The organism is Leeia speluncae, from assembly GCF_020564625.1.
Classification (GTDB): Bacteria; Pseudomonadota; Gammaproteobacteria; order Burkholderiales; family Leeiaceae; genus Leeia; species Leeia speluncae.
Map to the genome: position 1 here is coordinate 25,967 of NZ_JAJBZT010000011.1, position 17,089 is coordinate 43,055.

Annotated in this window: 17 protein-coding genes; 6 read left to right on the top strand and 11 right to left on the bottom strand. The window is 43.1% G+C overall.

What is annotated here, in order from left to right; translation table 11 throughout:
- Positions 1–126 precede the first annotated feature (126 nt).
- From asd to LIN78_RS15670, 5 genes are all read left to right on the top strand, one after another.
- Positions 127–972, top strand: a complete 846-nt coding sequence (asd, locus tag LIN78_RS15650; RefSeq protein WP_227181798.1) for an archaetidylserine decarboxylase — start codon at positions 127–129, stop codon at positions 970–972.
- 269 nt (positions 973–1,241) lie between these two features.
- Entirely contained in the window at positions 1,242–1,823 is a 582-nt protein-coding gene (locus LIN78_RS15655) for a DJ-1/PfpI family protein (protein WP_227181799.1), read from the top strand.
- A 56-nt stretch (positions 1,824–1,879) separates the two neighbouring features.
- Complete coding sequence (locus LIN78_RS15660) at positions 1,880–2,224, top strand: ribbon-helix-helix domain-containing protein (protein ID WP_227181800.1); 345 nt, start codon at positions 1,880–1,882, stop codon at positions 2,222–2,224.
- Between the two features lie 103 nt (positions 2,225–2,327).
- Complete coding sequence (locus tag LIN78_RS15665; protein WP_227181801.1) at positions 2,328–2,810, top strand: hypothetical protein; 483 nt, start codon at positions 2,328–2,330, stop codon at positions 2,808–2,810.
- Positions 2,811–3,109: 299 nt separating this feature from the next.
- A complete protein-coding gene (locus LIN78_RS15670) occupies positions 3,110–4,726 on the top strand; it encodes a methyl-accepting chemotaxis protein (RefSeq protein ID WP_227181802.1) in 1,617 nt (538 codons plus the stop codon).
- A gap of 65 nt (positions 4,727–4,791) precedes the next feature.
- On the opposite strand, the gene LIN78_RS15675 is transcribed toward LIN78_RS15670, so the two are convergent.
- The 10 genes from LIN78_RS15675 to LIN78_RS15720 form a co-directional block, all read right to left on the bottom strand.
- Entirely contained in the window at positions 4,792–5,697 is a 906-nt protein-coding gene (locus LIN78_RS15675) for a DMT family transporter (protein ID WP_227181803.1), read from the bottom strand.
- Between the two features lie 121 nt (positions 5,698–5,818).
- Positions 5,819–6,349, bottom strand: a complete 531-nt coding sequence (locus tag LIN78_RS15680) for a GNAT family N-acetyltransferase (protein WP_227181804.1) — start codon at positions 6,347–6,349, stop codon at positions 5,819–5,821.
- 8 nt (positions 6,350–6,357) lie between these two features.
- Positions 6,358–6,927, bottom strand: coding sequence for a helix-turn-helix domain-containing protein (locus LIN78_RS15685; protein WP_227181805.1), 570 nt, complete (start codon positions 6,925–6,927; stop codon positions 6,358–6,360).
- Between the two features lie 98 nt (positions 6,928–7,025).
- Positions 7,026–7,931, bottom strand: a complete 906-nt coding sequence (locus LIN78_RS15690; protein WP_227181806.1) for a DUF4380 domain-containing protein — start codon at positions 7,929–7,931, stop codon at positions 7,026–7,028.
- 36 nt (positions 7,932–7,967) lie between these two features.
- Positions 7,968–8,999, bottom strand: coding sequence for a hydroxyacid dehydrogenase (locus LIN78_RS15695; protein ID WP_227181807.1), 1,032 nt, complete (start codon positions 8,997–8,999; stop codon positions 7,968–7,970).
- Between the two features lie 59 nt (positions 9,000–9,058).
- Positions 9,059–9,682: an HAD family hydrolase gene (locus LIN78_RS15700; protein WP_227181808.1), complete on the bottom strand. Its 624-nt coding sequence runs from the start codon at positions 9,680–9,682 to the stop codon at positions 9,059–9,061.
- A gap of 4 nt (positions 9,683–9,686) precedes the next feature.
- Positions 9,687–10,682, bottom strand: a complete 996-nt coding sequence (alsC, locus tag LIN78_RS15705) for a D-allose ABC transporter permease (RefSeq protein ID WP_227181809.1) — start codon at positions 10,680–10,682, stop codon at positions 9,687–9,689.
- A 68-nt stretch (positions 10,683–10,750) separates the two neighbouring features.
- A complete protein-coding gene (locus LIN78_RS15710) occupies positions 10,751–12,259 on the bottom strand; it encodes a sugar ABC transporter ATP-binding protein (RefSeq protein WP_227181810.1) in 1,509 nt (502 codons plus the stop codon).
- Between the two features lie 71 nt (positions 12,260–12,330).
- Positions 12,331–13,275: a D-allose transporter substrate-binding protein gene (gene alsB, locus LIN78_RS15715; protein WP_227181811.1), complete on the bottom strand. Its 945-nt coding sequence runs from the start codon at positions 13,273–13,275 to the stop codon at positions 12,331–12,333.
- 113 nt (positions 13,276–13,388) lie between these two features.
- Entirely contained in the window at positions 13,389–14,516 is a 1,128-nt protein-coding gene (locus tag LIN78_RS15720) for a Gfo/Idh/MocA family protein (RefSeq protein ID WP_227181812.1), read from the bottom strand.
- Between the two features lie 177 nt (positions 14,517–14,693).
- On the opposite strand from LIN78_RS15720, the gene LIN78_RS15725 reads away from it, so the two are divergent.
- A complete protein-coding gene (locus LIN78_RS15725; protein WP_227181814.1) occupies positions 14,694–15,917 on the top strand; it encodes an ROK family transcriptional regulator in 1,224 nt (407 codons plus the stop codon).
- A gap of 42 nt (positions 15,918–15,959) precedes the next feature.
- Here the strand turns inward: LIN78_RS15725 and tal are convergent, their stop codons facing one another.
- Positions 15,960–17,027 carry a transaldolase gene (gene tal / locus LIN78_RS15730; RefSeq protein ID WP_227181816.1) on the bottom strand — a complete coding sequence of 356 codons (1,068 nt, stop codon included), beginning with the start codon at positions 17,025–17,027 and terminating at the stop codon, positions 15,960–15,962.
- Positions 17,028–17,089 lie beyond the last annotated feature (62 nt).

Below are 17,089 nucleotides of genomic sequence, written 5' to 3' on the forward strand. Positions count from 1 at the left end.
AAGACACATAGGATGTCTACTAAGAAATCTCTTGCTAGATAACTATTTCCTTTCGCTACTGCCCAAGATTGCATCTGCCCTTTATAATCTACGCCTCGATACGTCCTCAAATTTCAGGAGATAGCCTTGTCTAAGTGGTTGTTTGTCAAGTTGCAGCATATTTTACCCAAATTGCTAATCACTCAGCTGTTCGGTTATTTTGCTAGCCTGAAAGCGGGCGCCCTCACCCATTTTGTTATTCGCCGTTTTATTAAACAATACAATGTGGATATGAATGAAGCGCTGGAAAGCAAGCCAAGTGCGTTTCCTACCTTCAACCAGTTTTTTACGAGAGAATTACGTCCTGGTCTTCGCCCATTAGCTAATGCCGACCTTATCTGTCCAGTAGATGGCCGTATTAGCCAATTTGGTAAAATTCAGAAAGACCAAATTTTTCAGGCAAAAGGCAAAAGCTATAGCTTGAATGCACTATTAGGCGGCAAAGATAAAACGGCTGTTCAGTATGAAAATGGCTTATTTGCAACGGTTTATCTTAGCCCAAAAGACTATCACCGTATTCATATGCCCTGTGATGGAAAATTAGTGTCTATGTCGCTTGTGCCTGGCGCGCTGTTTTCTGTGAACCCTACCACCGTAGAAGGCGTAGATGCGCTTTTTGCAAGAAACGAGCGGCTAGTTTGCCATTTTGAATCACCGAATGGTCCATTTGTGCTGATTTTAGTTGGCGCAACCATTGTAGGCAGCATTGCTACGGTTTGGCATGGTGTGGTGAATCAAAAACGTGGAAGTGAAGTAAAAACCTGGACGTATGAAAACCAAGATATTTCTCTGAAAAAGGGAGATGAAATGGGACGCTTCTTACTCGGCTCGACTATTATTTTATTAACACCACCGAATACCATGGCATTTAACCCTAGTTGGGAACCAATGAAATTGGTTAAGTTAGGCGAAGAAATGCTCAATATTAAATAAGTAAGTCAACATACTTATTCAGAGCAACTTACCATCCAAATCGGTGGGTTGCTCTTCATCGTACCTTCCTGCTTCCCTATCTCATTCACCTCCCCGCCAGTAACGATTAAGCATGTTTGAGGCGCTGTTAGTTTTTTCTCCCGACTAATTGCTTAAGCAAAGAACCGTTTATCTCGTAGCATAGGAATGCTACCTGCATACCCTTTTCTTGTGCGCATAATGGTTGAACGATCAGCCTGATCGTAACAACAATCATTCGAGGAGATATCATGGCTGCAAAGAAAATTCTTATGCTTACCGGTGACTACACGGAAGATTATGAAACCATGGTGCCCTTTCAGGCGCTATTGATGGTCGGCCATTCTGTGGATGCGGTGTGTCCAGGCAAAAAAGCCGGCGAGTTTGTTCGTACCGCTATTCATGATTTTGAAGGAGACCAAACTTACAGCGAAAAACCTGGCCACAACTTCACCCTCAATGCTAGTTTTGATGAGATTAATCCAAGTAAATACGATGCGCTGGTTATCCCTGGTGGTCGTGCGCCGGAATACTTAAGGTTAAATCCAAAAGTGATTGAAATGGTTCAACACTTTGCGCATGAAAACAAGCCAATTGCCGCCATTTGCCACGGCCCACAATTACTAGCGGCGGCTGGTGTCTTAAAAGAAAAAGCGTGCTCTGCTTACCCTGCCTGCGCACCGGAAGTGAAAGCGGCTGGAGGGTCGTTTGTTGACATTCCTGTCGATAAAGCACACATTGATGGCAACCTAGTCACCGCCCCTGCTTGGCCTGCGCATCCTGATTGGTTAGCAAAGTTTCTACAAGTACTAGGTACTCACGTTTCACTGTAGCCAAACTCGAGGACGGTAATGGTTGTTATCGTCCTATTCCTTACCAGGAGGAAACGATGTGTGAAATCTATGTGAAAGCAGATCCTATCTTATATGAATCACGTTCTCGCTCTTTGCGAGTGCAAGGCGTGGTTACTAAAATTCGTTTAGAAAATCTATTTTGGGACATTTTGGCCGAGTTAGCTGGTTCTGAAGGGATGACTACGAATCAGCTTATTTCAAAGCTCTATGGTGAGATTATCGATTTACGTGGTGAAGTGGATAATTTCTCTTCATTTCTACGGGTTACTTGTCTTAGATACCTCACCTTACGCCACCAAAAACCAGGCGAACGCCCTAGCCTTGCGGTAGTAGAAACCATGCCAATTTTGCAGCCAAAACAATCCGAGCGAAGAATATAAAATCTAATTGTTTGATTTAGCACTGTATTTGCATGTGTAAAAAATGTTTAATATTTGGGAAATAAGATGACATAAAAATAAAGAGATGGAAGAGGACGCGACAATGGTTGAGTATCATCCAGACAATATAACGATTCAAAATGAGCAAAAAAAGCAGTTTTTGATTGCCCTAATTGGCTGCTTAGTGGGATATTTGCTTGTCCATTTTGCCTATTACTCCGGCAGACCCACAGAGATTGGTCAGTGGTCTGCTCTCGGCTTAGGTGGTTTTATTCTTTGCATCAGCCTTTATATGGCGATTGCCAATCCTAAACAAACCGTCAAAATTGATTTAAAAAAACGATTGATCCACGTGAAGACGCAATCTAAATTTGGTATGCGTAATCAGTTCATTTCGTTTTCAGATATCCGCGAAGTAGACGTGGGGGAAATTGGGGATCGCGAGGGAGGCAGCATTATTTACTATGTTGATCTGACCTTAAAAAACGGTAAGCATCAAAAGTTGTTTCATGGCGCTTATGAAGGGAATACTCAATATTCCACCATGCACCAATACTGCAAACTGATTCAGAGCAAGCTGATCTGAATCAGTTTGTTATGTCATTTTCTCTTTTATCTTCATTATTAAAATTTAATGCGTTGTATGTTGAGTTGTTCTCGATATTAATTGTTTAACTAAATACTTCATATTTTAAACATCGATATGTAGTTATTTAGTTGGACGACTTTTAGTCTATGTTGCATAAAGCATAAATAATTTTATAGTCTATTAAATTTTATTATAAATCTGATTTATCTCAACAAAAAATTGACCAAAATCTATAAAAATGCCCCGAAATGGTGCGTTTATGTATTTGAAGCTACAAAATTTAGGGGTCAAATTGTATGAAGATCAAAGGTAAACTTTGGTTGGTGTTTTCTTTTAATGTATTAATTGCAATCGCTTTATTGGTTTGGTTATTAATACAAAATCGATCAGATTTATATCGTGAAAGAGAGTTGAAGACCAAGCACTTGGTAGAAAGTGCATATTCTTTAGTCGATTATTACCAACAGTTAGCTTCACAAGGGAAAATGACTGTATCTTCTGCTCAACGAGCCGCAATGGACTCGTTAAAAGCTTTAAGATATGGAAGCAATGATTATTTTTGGGTGAATGATTTTCAAGCAAAGGTATTGATGCACCCATTGAAGCCTGAACTTGTTAATCAGTCAGGCTTAGATATCAAAGATCCTGATGGTGTGTATCTATTTAGAGAGTTTGTCAAAGTTGCAAAAGAAAATGGCGAGGGTGTAGTGCATTATCGCTGGTCTAAACCTGGTGGTAACGAACCATTATCAAAAATTTCATTCGTAAAGTCTGTCCCTGAATGGCAATGGGTAATTGGTTCTGGGATTTATGTAGATGATGTAGATGCAGTTTTCTGGAGCAAAGTAAAAAGTTCTACACTAAGCTTAGTCATTATTCTTTTACCTGTGCTGGTATTTGTTTTACTCATTATTCGTTCTATTACTAGTCGGTTATCTATTCTTTCAAATGCAATGTCTGAAATTCGCCAGAAGAATGACTTAACATTACAAGTTGGATTAAGAGGTAAAGATGAACTAACAAGTCTTTCAACCGATTTTAATACGCTTTTGGTTTACTTCCGCGATGTTGTTGGGAAAATGAATGTCGCATCGAGTCGCTTAACAGAAGAAGCCCACCACTTAGCGGATACTGCAAGCCAAGTGAAAAAAAGTACGGCTAATCAGTCTGAATCTGCGCATGCAATGGCATCGGTAACGGAAGAGATTTCTGTTACCGTACATCAAATCGCCGAGCATACGAAAGATGCTGAAACTGTAGCGAATGAATCGGCCAATAGTGCGCAACATGGTGCAGAGGTAATTCATGATGCAGTAGAAGAAATTATGACAATTTCTTCAAAGGCAAATGGAACAGCTCGTTATGTAGAACAAATGTTGGCTCAATCTGAAAAAGTATTTGATGTCGTTAGGGTGATTAAAGAAGTTGCTGATCAAACCAATCTTTTAGCACTCAATGCAGCAATCGAAGCGGCTCGAGCTGGTGAGGCAGGTCGTGGTTTTGCGGTGGTCGCCGATGAAGTGAGAAAACTAGCAGAACGCACCACACACTCTACAGTGGAGATTTCGACGCTAGTGACCGAAATTCGCGAAGGTTTTGCATTAGCAGCAACTGAAATGCAAGGCGTTGTCGATAGTGTAGAAAAAGGTGTTTCTCTTGCGGATAAAGCTGCTATCGCCATTACTGATATTACCGATGGGGCAAAAGAAGTTATCCGCATTGTAAGCGAAATTGCTGATTCACTAAACGAACAGAGTTCTGCTATTGGTGATATTGCATCCCAAGTAGAGCGAATTGCAGATGAGTCCGCTCAGATAGATAATCAAGCTGTTACCTCCTTGTCTGGTGCAGGGACAGTTGATCGTATGGCAAAAGAGCTTCAATTGTTAGCTGCTAATTTTAAAGTCGCGTAGTTGTACTTCGTTCAAAAAAAACAGCCCAAAGATAAGCCTTATCTTTGGGCTGTTTGCTTTGCACATTAAGCACTTTTCGGTTTTGCTTGAGAAACAAAATAGACGCCCGGTAAAATTAATAACGCAGCTTGTAAATGAAACGCATAAAGATGCTCATCTAACAGTAACCAAGCAATTAGCGCCGCATACAATGGACCAAGATAAAATGTGATGGCTACTTTGCTTGCCCCAATTAACTGTTGCGCCCAGCTATAGACGAGATAAGCCAAGATGCCGGGAAAGATAGCGGCGGCGGCGGCTAACATCACTCCATATAATGATAGCGGCGGTGTATTTGGCTGAAATTGTTCCCAAATGGCGCCAACGATTAGCATTGGCAATGCTGCACAGGTAATCACGGCTAACCTCGCATTGCCACTTAATGAGCTTTTCCATAATTTTTGAAGAAGGCTATATGTTGCCCATGATAGGGTGGCCGCAACAATCCATGCATCACCAATCACAAACTGCACTTTGCTAAGCGCGCTCCACTGCCCTTTTACAATGACATGTAGCACCCCAACTAAAGCAATGACTACCCCAATCATTTGGATGGGCCGAAATTTTTCTTTTAGCCAGATAACAGACCCCACCGCAATTAGAACGGGGGCCGCAGCATAGATAAGGGCGATATTCATCGCGGTTGTAGACTTTGCGCCTAAGTAGACCCATGCGCCGCAGACGACCATCCCGCAAAAACCAAAAATAAAGAATTGATGGAGATTCTGTTTAATCTCTTTTTGATGCGCTTTAATCTCCGCAAACGATAAGCTGGTTAACACAACCCCTGCCAACCCCCATCGAATCAATGTCAGCATATAAGGGGCAATAACCCCCGGTGCTTTTCTTGCAACGTAATAGTTGACTGACCACAGTAAGGGGATAAGCCAAATAGAAGCTTTGGCTAAGGTGGTGGATTGTAATTTAGACATTTGGGTTGATGACGCTTAAACCAGAAGTGAGATAAAAAATCATCAACCATAAAGGGTGATTGACTGCATATTAAAAGCAATATGCGAATAACCGTTAGGCTATTCGCGACAGGTTTTGCCCTTAACCATCAACAGGTTCTGTTGGGGTTGGTAAGGTAAGTTGGTAAAAAGCCAAATCTAACCATTTTCCAAATTTGAAACCAACTTCGGGCAGGGTTCCAACGTGTTTGAATCCTAGTTTTTCATGCAAGAGAATACTGCCATAGTTACTGGCATCTATGCCACCAAGCATGGCGTGAACATTCCTTTTCTGTGCTTCAATGATGAGTGAAACCATCACTTGCCGACCAAGCCCTTTGCCTCGATGATCTTTGTGAACATAGACAGAATGTTCTACTGAATATTTGTACGCTGGCCATGCTCTGAACGTTCCATAACTGCCAAAAGCAAGTAATTCACCAGCAGAGTTTTCAATGCCAATTACCGGGAAGTTTCCTTTCTCTTTGTTTTCAAACCAAGGCTTCATACTTTCTAGTGTTCTTGGTTCGTAATCATAGAGCGCTGTTGAGTTGACAATCGCTTCATTAAAAATCGCCAAGATGGCTTCGGCGTGTTGTTGATAGTTGCAATTAACTAAACGATGTGAACTCATGATTTTCCCTATTTCTGATGGCTAGCGATGGCAGATAAATATTTGGCAGTTGTTTTTCCTGGGTTATGGAAAGTGATCTGAGTGGTAAGAGATATGGATAAGCAATCGCCTTTGCTTAACAACCAAGTCTGCCCTTCTTGGCTTATTTCTATTTCCCCTTCCATCATCCAGATTTGTTGGAAAATCGTGATGCTTCGTAAAGGGTTATCGAAGATGATTTGCTGGTTCGGAGGGAAAGTCACTTCCGTTAATTCAATGGGAGCATCTTTGATACTTGGGCTAATTTGACGCCGAATGTAACCAGATGCTGGATCTTGCCAAGTGGGTTGGTCGATAAATCGACTGAGTGGTGACGACGCATCGGAAGCGCCTGTATCTGAAAACAGGGATGCCAAGCTAATACCTAGCGCATCAGCAAGTTTATTCAATGCGGTGGCGGTTGCACTGGTTTCTGAGCGTTCGATCAGTGAAATCGTCGAGCGACTCACACCACTACGTTCTGCAAGCTGTTCAAGTGATAACTTGGCAGCTTTACGTAGCTGTTTAATTTTAATAGCGATTAGATGGTCTGCATTCATATTTCCATGATATAGGAAATATTTTGTATTTTACAACCGTGTGAAGTGGTTTTTTCTTGTTTATTGGAAGCGTGTAGGTTTCGAAGGAATCGCTCTACTTAAGACTTTTGTAGTTTTTCCTGCAAGATGAAGACGGCCTCTTGATTTGGCGCTAGTGTCTGTAATGGCGAGTGAGATTCGATCTCGAAGTAAGGTAACGCTGGTGAATTAAATACTTCTAGTGGATGTCCGTGCGCAAAAGGCGCTGTTAATTGGCTTTTAGTTTGTCTTTGATAAAGGTATTGATCATTTTCTAGATGAAAGACAACCGTGATCTCACCATTGTGATTGGTAAAGCCTACTTTAAACTGCTCTGCTTTATCACAACGTAACTGAATATTTTTCGGGTCGATAAACCGTAACACGCCATTGGTGATCAGTTCTTCACTGAAGCCCTTTTCTGGCATCCAATGAATACTATGACTGCCTGCTTGTAATGGAATACTTACTTTGCCGGGGCGTTTTAGCATGAGTACGTCCCAAAGCCCAAAAGTAATGTCAGATTCCCCTAAGTTTTTAGCCGCTTGCGTGATTGTCCACGAACCATCTAAATGTAGGCTCAGTGATCTTGAGAGTTGCAGATTCGTCTTTGGACAAATTGGGCTTTGTACCAAAATACCCAATTCTTCACTATTAGACCAAGCTTCTATGACGTTCCATTCACCACTATCTAACTCTGGATGAGGATTTCCTTCTGGCCAATTGGATTCTGGTGCTAACCAGGTTTTACCGCCCCCCCATAATGGAAACGTCCAATTGCCGCAGAGTGTTTTCCATTGTTCAGTATCACCCGTTGGGGTTTGGCCAAGTAAATTAGGGTTGATATAGGAAAACTCCTCCCCTTCATATTGAATACCCATCAGTCGTCCACCAATACTGGGAACAACATAGAGCGAGATGCTATCTTGCCGCAAGTGATAGGCATCCCAACCCTGAAATGAGGTTTTTTCAATTGAACGAGCCATATTTACTATATCTACCCTACTTAATTGAAGGTTTAGTTAACTCTTGCTGACTGGCTTGCTTCTAAATAAAGCGACAGTCTCTGGCTGTGCTACTTTACATAAGATGGGTGGCAGACCTTTTGCAATCATTTCCGCATCAGCGATCGCTAATTTTCCAATGCGTTGCAATACGGTATGTAACGCACCTGCTTGGTGTGGAGAAAGTAGTACATTTTTTACTGATCTGGCACGGTGATTTGCAGGCAATGGTTCTTCAGGGAAGACATCCGTTGCGACACGAATTTTACCGCTGTCTGCTGCGTCTAACATTGCATCAAAATCAACTACGCCTGCACGGCTGACCAGAATAAGTGCCGCGCCTGGCAGCATGCTTTCAAAAGACTCTTTACCCAAGAAACCTTGGTTTTGAGACGTTACTCCAGCCACCACAAACACCACTTGGCATGTACTGAGTACGTCTTCTAAACTGGCAGGTGTTACCCCAAAGCTGGCAATGTAATCATTGGGCAACCATGGATCGTAGATTTTTACTTTAGGATTAAATGGTTTTAATAGCGGTAATGTTGCTTTGCCTAAATCACCAAATCCAATGAAACCAACGGTTTGATTAAACAGTGAGAAAGCGCCTTCGTTCGCTTCTAAACCGTAAGTTTCTTCATGAGAGCGGAAGGCACGATCTGATTTTGAAATATGTCTGGCAAGATCGATCGCCATCCCTAATGCGGCTTCTGCGACAGGCTCAGCAAATACAGGGCTAACATTTAAAACGCGAATCCCTTTGGTTAAGGCGTAGGCGTAATCGATATTCGGTAAGAAATTACCTTCTACGTTAATGATTGCTCGCAGTTGTGGTGCTTTTTCTAGCCTTGTATGCGGTAAGTCGATTTGCCCAATGACGATGATGAGATCGGCAGCGATATCATTAAATTGAGCATCACTTAACGGTGTGTCTTCATCATGAATGACGAGTTCGCCCAAGGCTGCGAACCGGCTTAAATCATTCTCATCAAAAATATCATTCACTTTACGTGGTGACGGTGCGATCAGGATTTTTTGCTTTGTAGCCATGAGTGTCTCTCTTTATTGATTTTGGCAAACAAGTGTTAGAAAAGGTGAATTAAGAACAATTACCCTAGTAATCCGATGGACTTCATATAAGCCACCGTTTTTTCTGCAGAGGTGTGGTGAATGGCATCCCATCCAAACGCTTTCGCCGCATGAATATTGACTTCGGTATCATCAATAAAAAACACTTCTTCCCGCTTTAAGTCTGGATAGTGTTTTTCCATTTGGCTTTGCATACGCTCATACAAAGCGAAGTCTGGTTTCACCATGCCTTCAATGCCAGAGACGACGATCTCTTTAAATCCTTGCAGAAACGGATAATTGGCAATTGCGTATGGCCAAGTCTCTGCTGCCCAATTGGTTAGAGAAAAGACCGGTACCTGATTTTGCTGCAAGGTTTCAAAAATCTGCATGCCTTCTGGCAGTGTGCCTTTGAGCATGAGATGCCAGTGCGGATAAAACTGTCGTATCAGCTGCTCATAAGCGGGATGCGCAGCAACAAGCTCTTCTGTTCCTTCGCTTAAAGGCTGACCTGCATCTTGTTTTAGACGCCATGCGCCATTGCAAATTTGGCTAAGAAAGTGCTGACGTTCTGCTTCATCTGGAATAATCGATTGGTAGTAATAGTCGGGGTGCCAATCAAACAACACCCCGCCCAGATCAAAGACAACCACTTTGATGGCCATGGGATTACTTGCTCCGGCCGAAGAATTTATCCATCGTTACCGCACCAATAATCAACGCACCCATCACGATTTGTTGGTAATAAGACTGCACGTTCATGATGTTAAGGATGTTATTAATCACCCCGATAATCAGACCACCCACTACCACACCGGTAATCGCACCACGTCCACCAAAGAAGCTTGTTCCACCAATAATGGCAGAGGCAATTGCAAAGGTTTCAAAACCAGTACCAGCATTAGGCTCTGCCGCACCAGTACGTGCAACGGTTACTACACCAGCAACCCCAGAACACACACCAGAGATAATGAACACAATTAATGTATTAAGACGGATGTTAATGCCAGAGAACCAAGCTGCTTGAGCATTACCACCTAGCGCGTAAATATTGCGGCCAAGTTTGGTAAAACGGGCTAAGAAGTACAAGAACCCAGCGACGACAGCTGCAATAATGACGGGTACAGGCACACCAAAAAACTCGCCAGCAACCACTTGGCTAAACTGAATATCAAATCCGAAGACAGAGCGCGCATCAGAAATAATCAGGGTTAAACCACGATAAATCGCCATCATGCCAAGCGTAATGATGAAGGGGTGTAGTTTGGTGACATTCACTAATACACCATTAATGGCACCTAACACCGCGCCTAGTACTACGCCACCTAATAAGATGGCAACACCAAAGGGTACGCCCGCTACCATTAATTGCGCGGTAACCATGCCACTTAACGCGAGCATAGAGCCAACAGATAGGTCGATACCTGCAATCAAAATAGTAAAGAAGACACCGCAAGCTAGCAAAATCATTACCGAGCTTTGCAGCAAGACTTGCAATAGGTTGTCTTTAGTTAAGAAGTACTCTGGAGAGATCACACTGCAAGTAATTAGCAATATGATCAAAATGCCTAAGGTTCCGTATTTTTGCCACAGCAAACTGGCACTTACTTTGGGCTTGATGGTGTTGGCCTCATTTAATGCGGCACTTGTATTTTGCTTTGTCATCTCTTGTTTCTCCTGAATGTCAGCATCTTTTCGAAGGTCGTGTTTTCGTTATCTGCGTGACACTAGACTCATGCGGTAGCAATTTGCATGATGGTTTCTTCTGAAGCATCTTGATTATTTAAGATAGAAGCAATGCCACCATCTTTATAAACAGCGATACGGTCGCAAACACTGAGTAGCTCTGGCAATTCGGATGACACCACCAAAATTCCCTTTCCAGCGTCTGCTAGCTCTCTCATGATTTGATAAATTTCACTCTTGGCACCAATGTCGATACCACGGGTGGGTTCATCAAAAATAAACAAATCACTGTCTGCCGCTAACCATTTCGCAATAATGGCTTTTTGCTGGTTACCACCAGAGAGTTCCGTGATGTTTTGCTGAGGAGAGGCACAACGAATTCTCAGTTTGTTTTTGTATTCATCACCGAATTGGCGTTCTTGCTCAAAATCTAACCGCTCGAGCGAAAGCTGATGCTTGGCTGATTTCACAAATGGCAAGATAGAGATATTTTCTGCAATCGAAAAATTATGGAAAAACCCCGTATGGCGGCGATCTTCTGTCACAAATGCTAAGCCGGCTTTCACCGCTTGGTAAGGGGATTTAATTGAGACCGTTTTGCCGTTGAGTTCAACCTCACCAGTCGCTTTTTTACGCGCACCAAAAATGACTTCCATTAATTCGCTACGGCCAGATCCAATTAACCCCGCAAAGCCAAGAATCTCGCCTTTGTGTAACTGAAAACTAACGTCTTTTACTCGTTGATCTGTACTAGACAAATTCTTTACCGCAAAAACGATTCGCTCTTTTTCTACGCGTTCGCTATTTGGTCTTTCGTGAGAAATCTCTCTGCCTACCATCGAAGCCACTAGCTTTTGCGGTGGTGTCGTTTTGGCATCAAAGGTGCCAACGTAGCTACCATCTTTTAAGACAGAGACTCGATCCGCAATAATTGGGATTTCTTTCAGCTTGTGAGAGATATAAACAATACCGATGCCTTGTGATTTCAATTCGTGAATCACAGCAAATAGATGTTTTACTTCTTCATCGGTTAATGAAGAAGTCGGTTCATCCATGATGATAATTCGTGCATCGCTCGCTAGGGCTTTGGCAATTTCTACCTGCTGTTTTTCAGAGATAGAAAGCTCGCTCACTAAGAGTGAAGGATGGCGATTTAGCCCTACACGCTTCATGGCCGTAAGTGCAGTTTCACGCATGTACTTTTTGTCGAGTATAGAAATCCCCATGACTTTTTTCGTAGGGATATTGCCGACAAATAGGTTTTCTTCAATGCTGAGATGGTCAATCACACTTAATTCTTGGTAAATCAAGCGAATGCCATAGGCTTTTGAAATACTTGGGGTGAGTGCAGAATAAGACTGCTCACCCAATTGAATGGTGCCAGAAGTTGGCTCATAAATGCCGCTAAGAATTTTCATTAGGGTTGATTTACCCGCACCATTTTCACCTAACAGTGCATGTACTTCCCCTGCTTTAATATCAAAGCTGACGTTTTGCAGGGCAATCGTGCCAGGAAAACGTTTAACTACATCGCGGACAGCAACAAGTGTACTCATTTGTATTCAATCCAATCAAAGACTAATTGGCAGGGAGTGCCGAAGCCTTCCCTGCCCCTTGGCTGAATCAATTAGTTCTTTGTAATCACTTTAGATTCGATTGAAACCATTTCAGGTGCTGCATCAAACTTGATTGGTGCTTTTGCTTTTACTTTTTTCACTAAGATTTCTAGTGATTTTGCGCCCAATGCGTGTGCGTCTTGAGCAACGGTCGCTTCTAGTTCACCACGTTTTACAGAATCAACTGCTTCAGGCACGCCATCGGTACCTACCACAATGACTTTGCCTTGTTTGCCAGCATTTTTCACCGCTTGCTGAGCGCCAAGCGCCATGGTGTCGTTCGCTGCATAGAATGCTTTTAGATCTGGGTTACGTTGCAATACGCTAGTTGCAACGTCTAGTGCTTTAGAGCGATCCCAATCTGCTGGTAGGCTAGCAACGATTTGTACGTTTTTCGCTGTGCCTAGTGATTTTTTCACGCCATCACGACGTGCATCACCACTTGAGTTACCTGCTTTACCTTCGATGATCGCTACTTTGCCGCCAGCTGCACCGATCTTTTTCAAGATGTATTGGCCAGCTTTTTCACCGATTTTCATATTGTCAGTAGACAAGAAAGCTTCCACTTTACCGCCGCTCGCTTTTAGCTGAGCCATGTCTACTTTTTCATCCATGTTCACTACATAGATACCTTTTTTGCTTGCAGAGGTAATTTGTTGAACAAGGTTGACTGGAGAGATTGGTGCTACACCAACCGCTTTGTATTTTTTGTTGATCACGTCTTCCATTAGACGTTGTTGGCCGGCAATGTCGTCTTCGCTATTGGCAGCAAATACGTCTACCTGTACACCTTCTTTTTTTGCCTGAGCTAACACGCCGTCTTTCATGGCTACCCAGTATGGGCTAGCTAGGGTTTTTAAAACAACAGCGTAGTCTGCTGCTGCGGCTGTACCCATGCTACCCATGGTCAACGCTGCAGAGCCAGCAATCATCAGTGCAATTTTTTTCAAATTCATTTGGGTTCCTCTTTATCTGAAATTATTGTGTTTAAACCAAAGTGTACTACTGCTTTACGACTAACTTGATGAAAAGTAACCACCCTGCCTTTTCATCAAGCAAGTTGATTCAATTAGGGGTCAATGCTGACCCATTGTTTTGTTTTTGAAGACTGCAACATGCCATCAATTAATTTGGCAGAACGCACGCCATCTTCAAATGTGGGTAAGCCATCTGGTGTTTCACCTTTTACGGTGGCGTATGTATCAGCGACAAAGGCTTCAAAACAATAACTGTAGCCTTGCGCATGACCAGAAGGCAGCATAGACAGGCGTTTTTGCTCACTAGAACCAATCGATGGGTCTCTTACCAATAGTTGCATTGATTCGCGGCTACCTACCCACAGTTTTTCTGGCTCTTCTTGGTCGAACATCACGCTTTGTTTGGCGCCATCAATCTCAAACCACAAGCGATTTTTTCTACCTGGGGAGACTTGGCTGGTCGTTAATGTGGCCGTTGTTCCGCGAGAAGTGGTTAATAGCGCAGAGGCAATATCTTCTGTGCCAACATCGGTATACGTTTCTTCGCCTTCAGCAGCGGCTTGGAAAGTTGCACGGGTTGCCACAGGGCGTTGATTAAACACGGTACTAAAAGACGACACTAAAGAAACAAAGCGTTCGCCTGTTACCCATTCGATCAGATCACACCAATGAGAGCCGATATCTGCAAATACACGAGATGGACCACCTTGTTTGTTATCTACACGCCAATTGGTGTCTTGTTGGTTCAGTAACCAGTCTTGTAGATAACTACCGTGAATCAGGTTTAATTTGCCAAGTTCGCCATTTTGAATTTTTGCACGCGCTTCTCTCACCATTGGATGGTAGCGGTAGACAAAAGGAATGGTTGCGACAAGCTGTTTTGCTTTGGCTAAGGCTGCGAGTTCCTGCGCTTGTGCTAGACTCGTTGCGAGTGGTTTTTCACACACCACATGCTTGCCCGCTTCTAATGCTAATTTAGCAAATGAGAAGTGAGTCGCGTTTGGCGTGCAGACATGTACCACATCTATTTCTGGATTAGACAGTAAGTCTTCAATAGTGGTGTAAGCAGTTGCTTGCCACAATGTTGCATATTCTTCAGACTTGGCCGCTGTCGAACCAAGTACTCCAACAATTTTAGCGCCAGCAAGTTTGGCTGCGCGTACATGTACATGACTAATCATGCCTGTACCGATCATGCCGATACCGAGTGATTTACTCACTTGTGTCTCCTTATTTTTTTATTGAGTGTATTAACACCGAACTCAAGTGAGAATTTTGTAATATTTATGACGGATTTCGTTATAAATATTTTAACTATTACCCGAAAATCATACTTGTTTCCTACTTTTTTCGGGATTAAGCTATAAAAAGACAAAATAAAATCCGGTATAAAAAAGATGAGCACTTCCCGCTTTGCTAGTCCATTGCAAAAGAAAGATGAATTGCTACTAAGCGATGGCAAATTGCAGATTCAAAGTCAGATTGCCCAATTGATTACCAAAGATCCTGGCATTAGCCGTGCGGATCTAGCAAAAATCACGGGTTTAGCTCGTTCGACGATCGCGGAATACCTACAACCGCTGATGGACTGTGGTTTAGTAATTGAGCAAAGAGGTCATTATTCTGGCCGTGGCAGGCCTTCTAATGGCCTAACGCTCAATTCAAAAGCAGGCGTTGTGCTAGTTGCTGACATTGGGGTAACCCATGGCCGCTTGCTAGTTTCTGATTTAGCGGGCACTTGGTTAGCAGACGAATACTTCAAACCAGATCTTACCATTGGGCCCGAAAAGCTATTAGATGAAATTGTTGATAGATTTAATCAATTAGTCATCCAATCTGGCTCTGCCGAGTTAGCGGTTAGGAGTGTCACCATCGGTATTCCTAGTCCTGTGGACTTTGAAAAAGGGATGCCAGTTAGCCCACCAGTGATGCCGGGCTGGGATAATTTCCCTGTTGCAAAGTACCTAAAGGAACGTCTAAAAGCCCCCGTGTTGGTGGATAACGATGTAAACCTTATGGCATTAGGCGAGGCAAGTTCCAGACCCATCTCACAATCCCCTCTTCTGTTTATCAAGGTAGCAACGGGGATTGGCTCAGGCATTGTTACCAAAGATGGTGAATTGCACCGTGGAGCGGATGGTGCCGCTGGTGATATTGGCCATATTCGGGTCACAAAAGATACTGCCGTTATTTGTCGTTGCGGTAATGTGGGCTGTATTGAAGCGTTGGCTTCTGCCAGTGCCATTATGCGGCAATTGCAAGAAATTAAAGGTGCTGACTTTGATCCGAATACCGAATTAGCTACGCTGATTTCAACGGGAGATGCACAAGCAGTCCGGCTGCTTCGTAATGCTGCATCTGAAATTGGTGAAATTGTCGCGATGCTAGTGCATATCTACAACCCAGCCTCTATTATTCTGGGCGGAAAGTTAGCGCATATGAGTGATGATTTGTTAGCGGGCATACGTGCCGTGGTGTATCGCCGTGCCTTACCACTTGCGACCAGAAAATTGCTGATTGAAAAGTCTGAACTTAGTAAAGATGCAGGGTTAATTGGTGGGGTTTCGTTAGCGACCAGTAAAGTGCTTTCCCCTGCTGGTATTCGCGATTTAATCAGCTAGCCCACTTTTTTTGAAGCGGGCTAGCTTTTAGCTGTACGAAAATTAGCTAACTAGCTGCAGTAATTCAGCAAAAGCATCTTCAAATTGCTTCAAACCATCGTTTTGTAGCTTTTCACCAATTTCGTCTAGGTTAATGCCCAATTCAGCTATTTGCTGAATCACTTGGTGCGCTTCATCCATTGCAGATGTTAGCGTAGATGCTGCTTCGCCGTGATCTGCAAATTTTTTCAGTGTCGCTTCTGGTACGGTATTGACTGTATCTGCACCAATTAATTGCTCGACATAAAGCACATCGCTGTAAGCCAAATTCTTAGTACCAGTGCTTGCCCATAAACAAAGTTGTGGCTTACCACCTTGTTTTTCTAATGCAGCAAATGATTCTCCCAAGAAACGCTTTTGCCAGCTGGCATAAGCTACTTTGGCCGCAGAAAGCGCGACTTTTCCTTCTAGGCTTGTTTTTTTACCTTCAAGCAGCGGATCTACAGTAGAGTCTACACGGCTAATAAAGAAACTCGCGACCGAACGAATATGATCAATTGCCAACCCTGCTGCTGCGCGTTTGCTTAATCCATCCACATACGAATCAAATACCGCATTTAATTGGGGTTGATTAAAGATTAATGTCACATTGACGTTAATCCCCGCTTCAATCGCAGCGGAGATTGCCGCCATTCCCTCTGTCGTTGCCGGGATTTTTATCATGGCATTAGGACGATTAATTTCTGCCCATAAGCGTTTTGCTGCCGCAATGGTGCCCGCTGTGTCACGAGACAGAGCAGGTGAAACTTCTAGGCTGACATAGCCTTTATCACGCTGACTAGATTCATATAAAGGCAAGAACGCATCACAAGCCGCCTGAATATCTGCAATCGCTAGCTTTTCGTAGCGACGCTCAGGATCAGATTCTGTTTGTTTTAGGGCTTCTAGCGCCTCTTTGTATAACGGATCTTTCTTTAGTGAAGCAAATAAAATAGCTGGATTAGATGTCACGCCTGCAACGCCATCTTCATCAATCAAGCGAGTTAATTCGCCAGTTGAAACCAATTGTCTGGATAAGTTATCTAACCAAATTTGCTGACCAAAAGCGCTAACTGCACGAATTCTACTCATTATGTTTCCTCTATAAATGCAGGGGGAATGCGGTGTCCACAGGGCAAAACGTGGTAGTTATA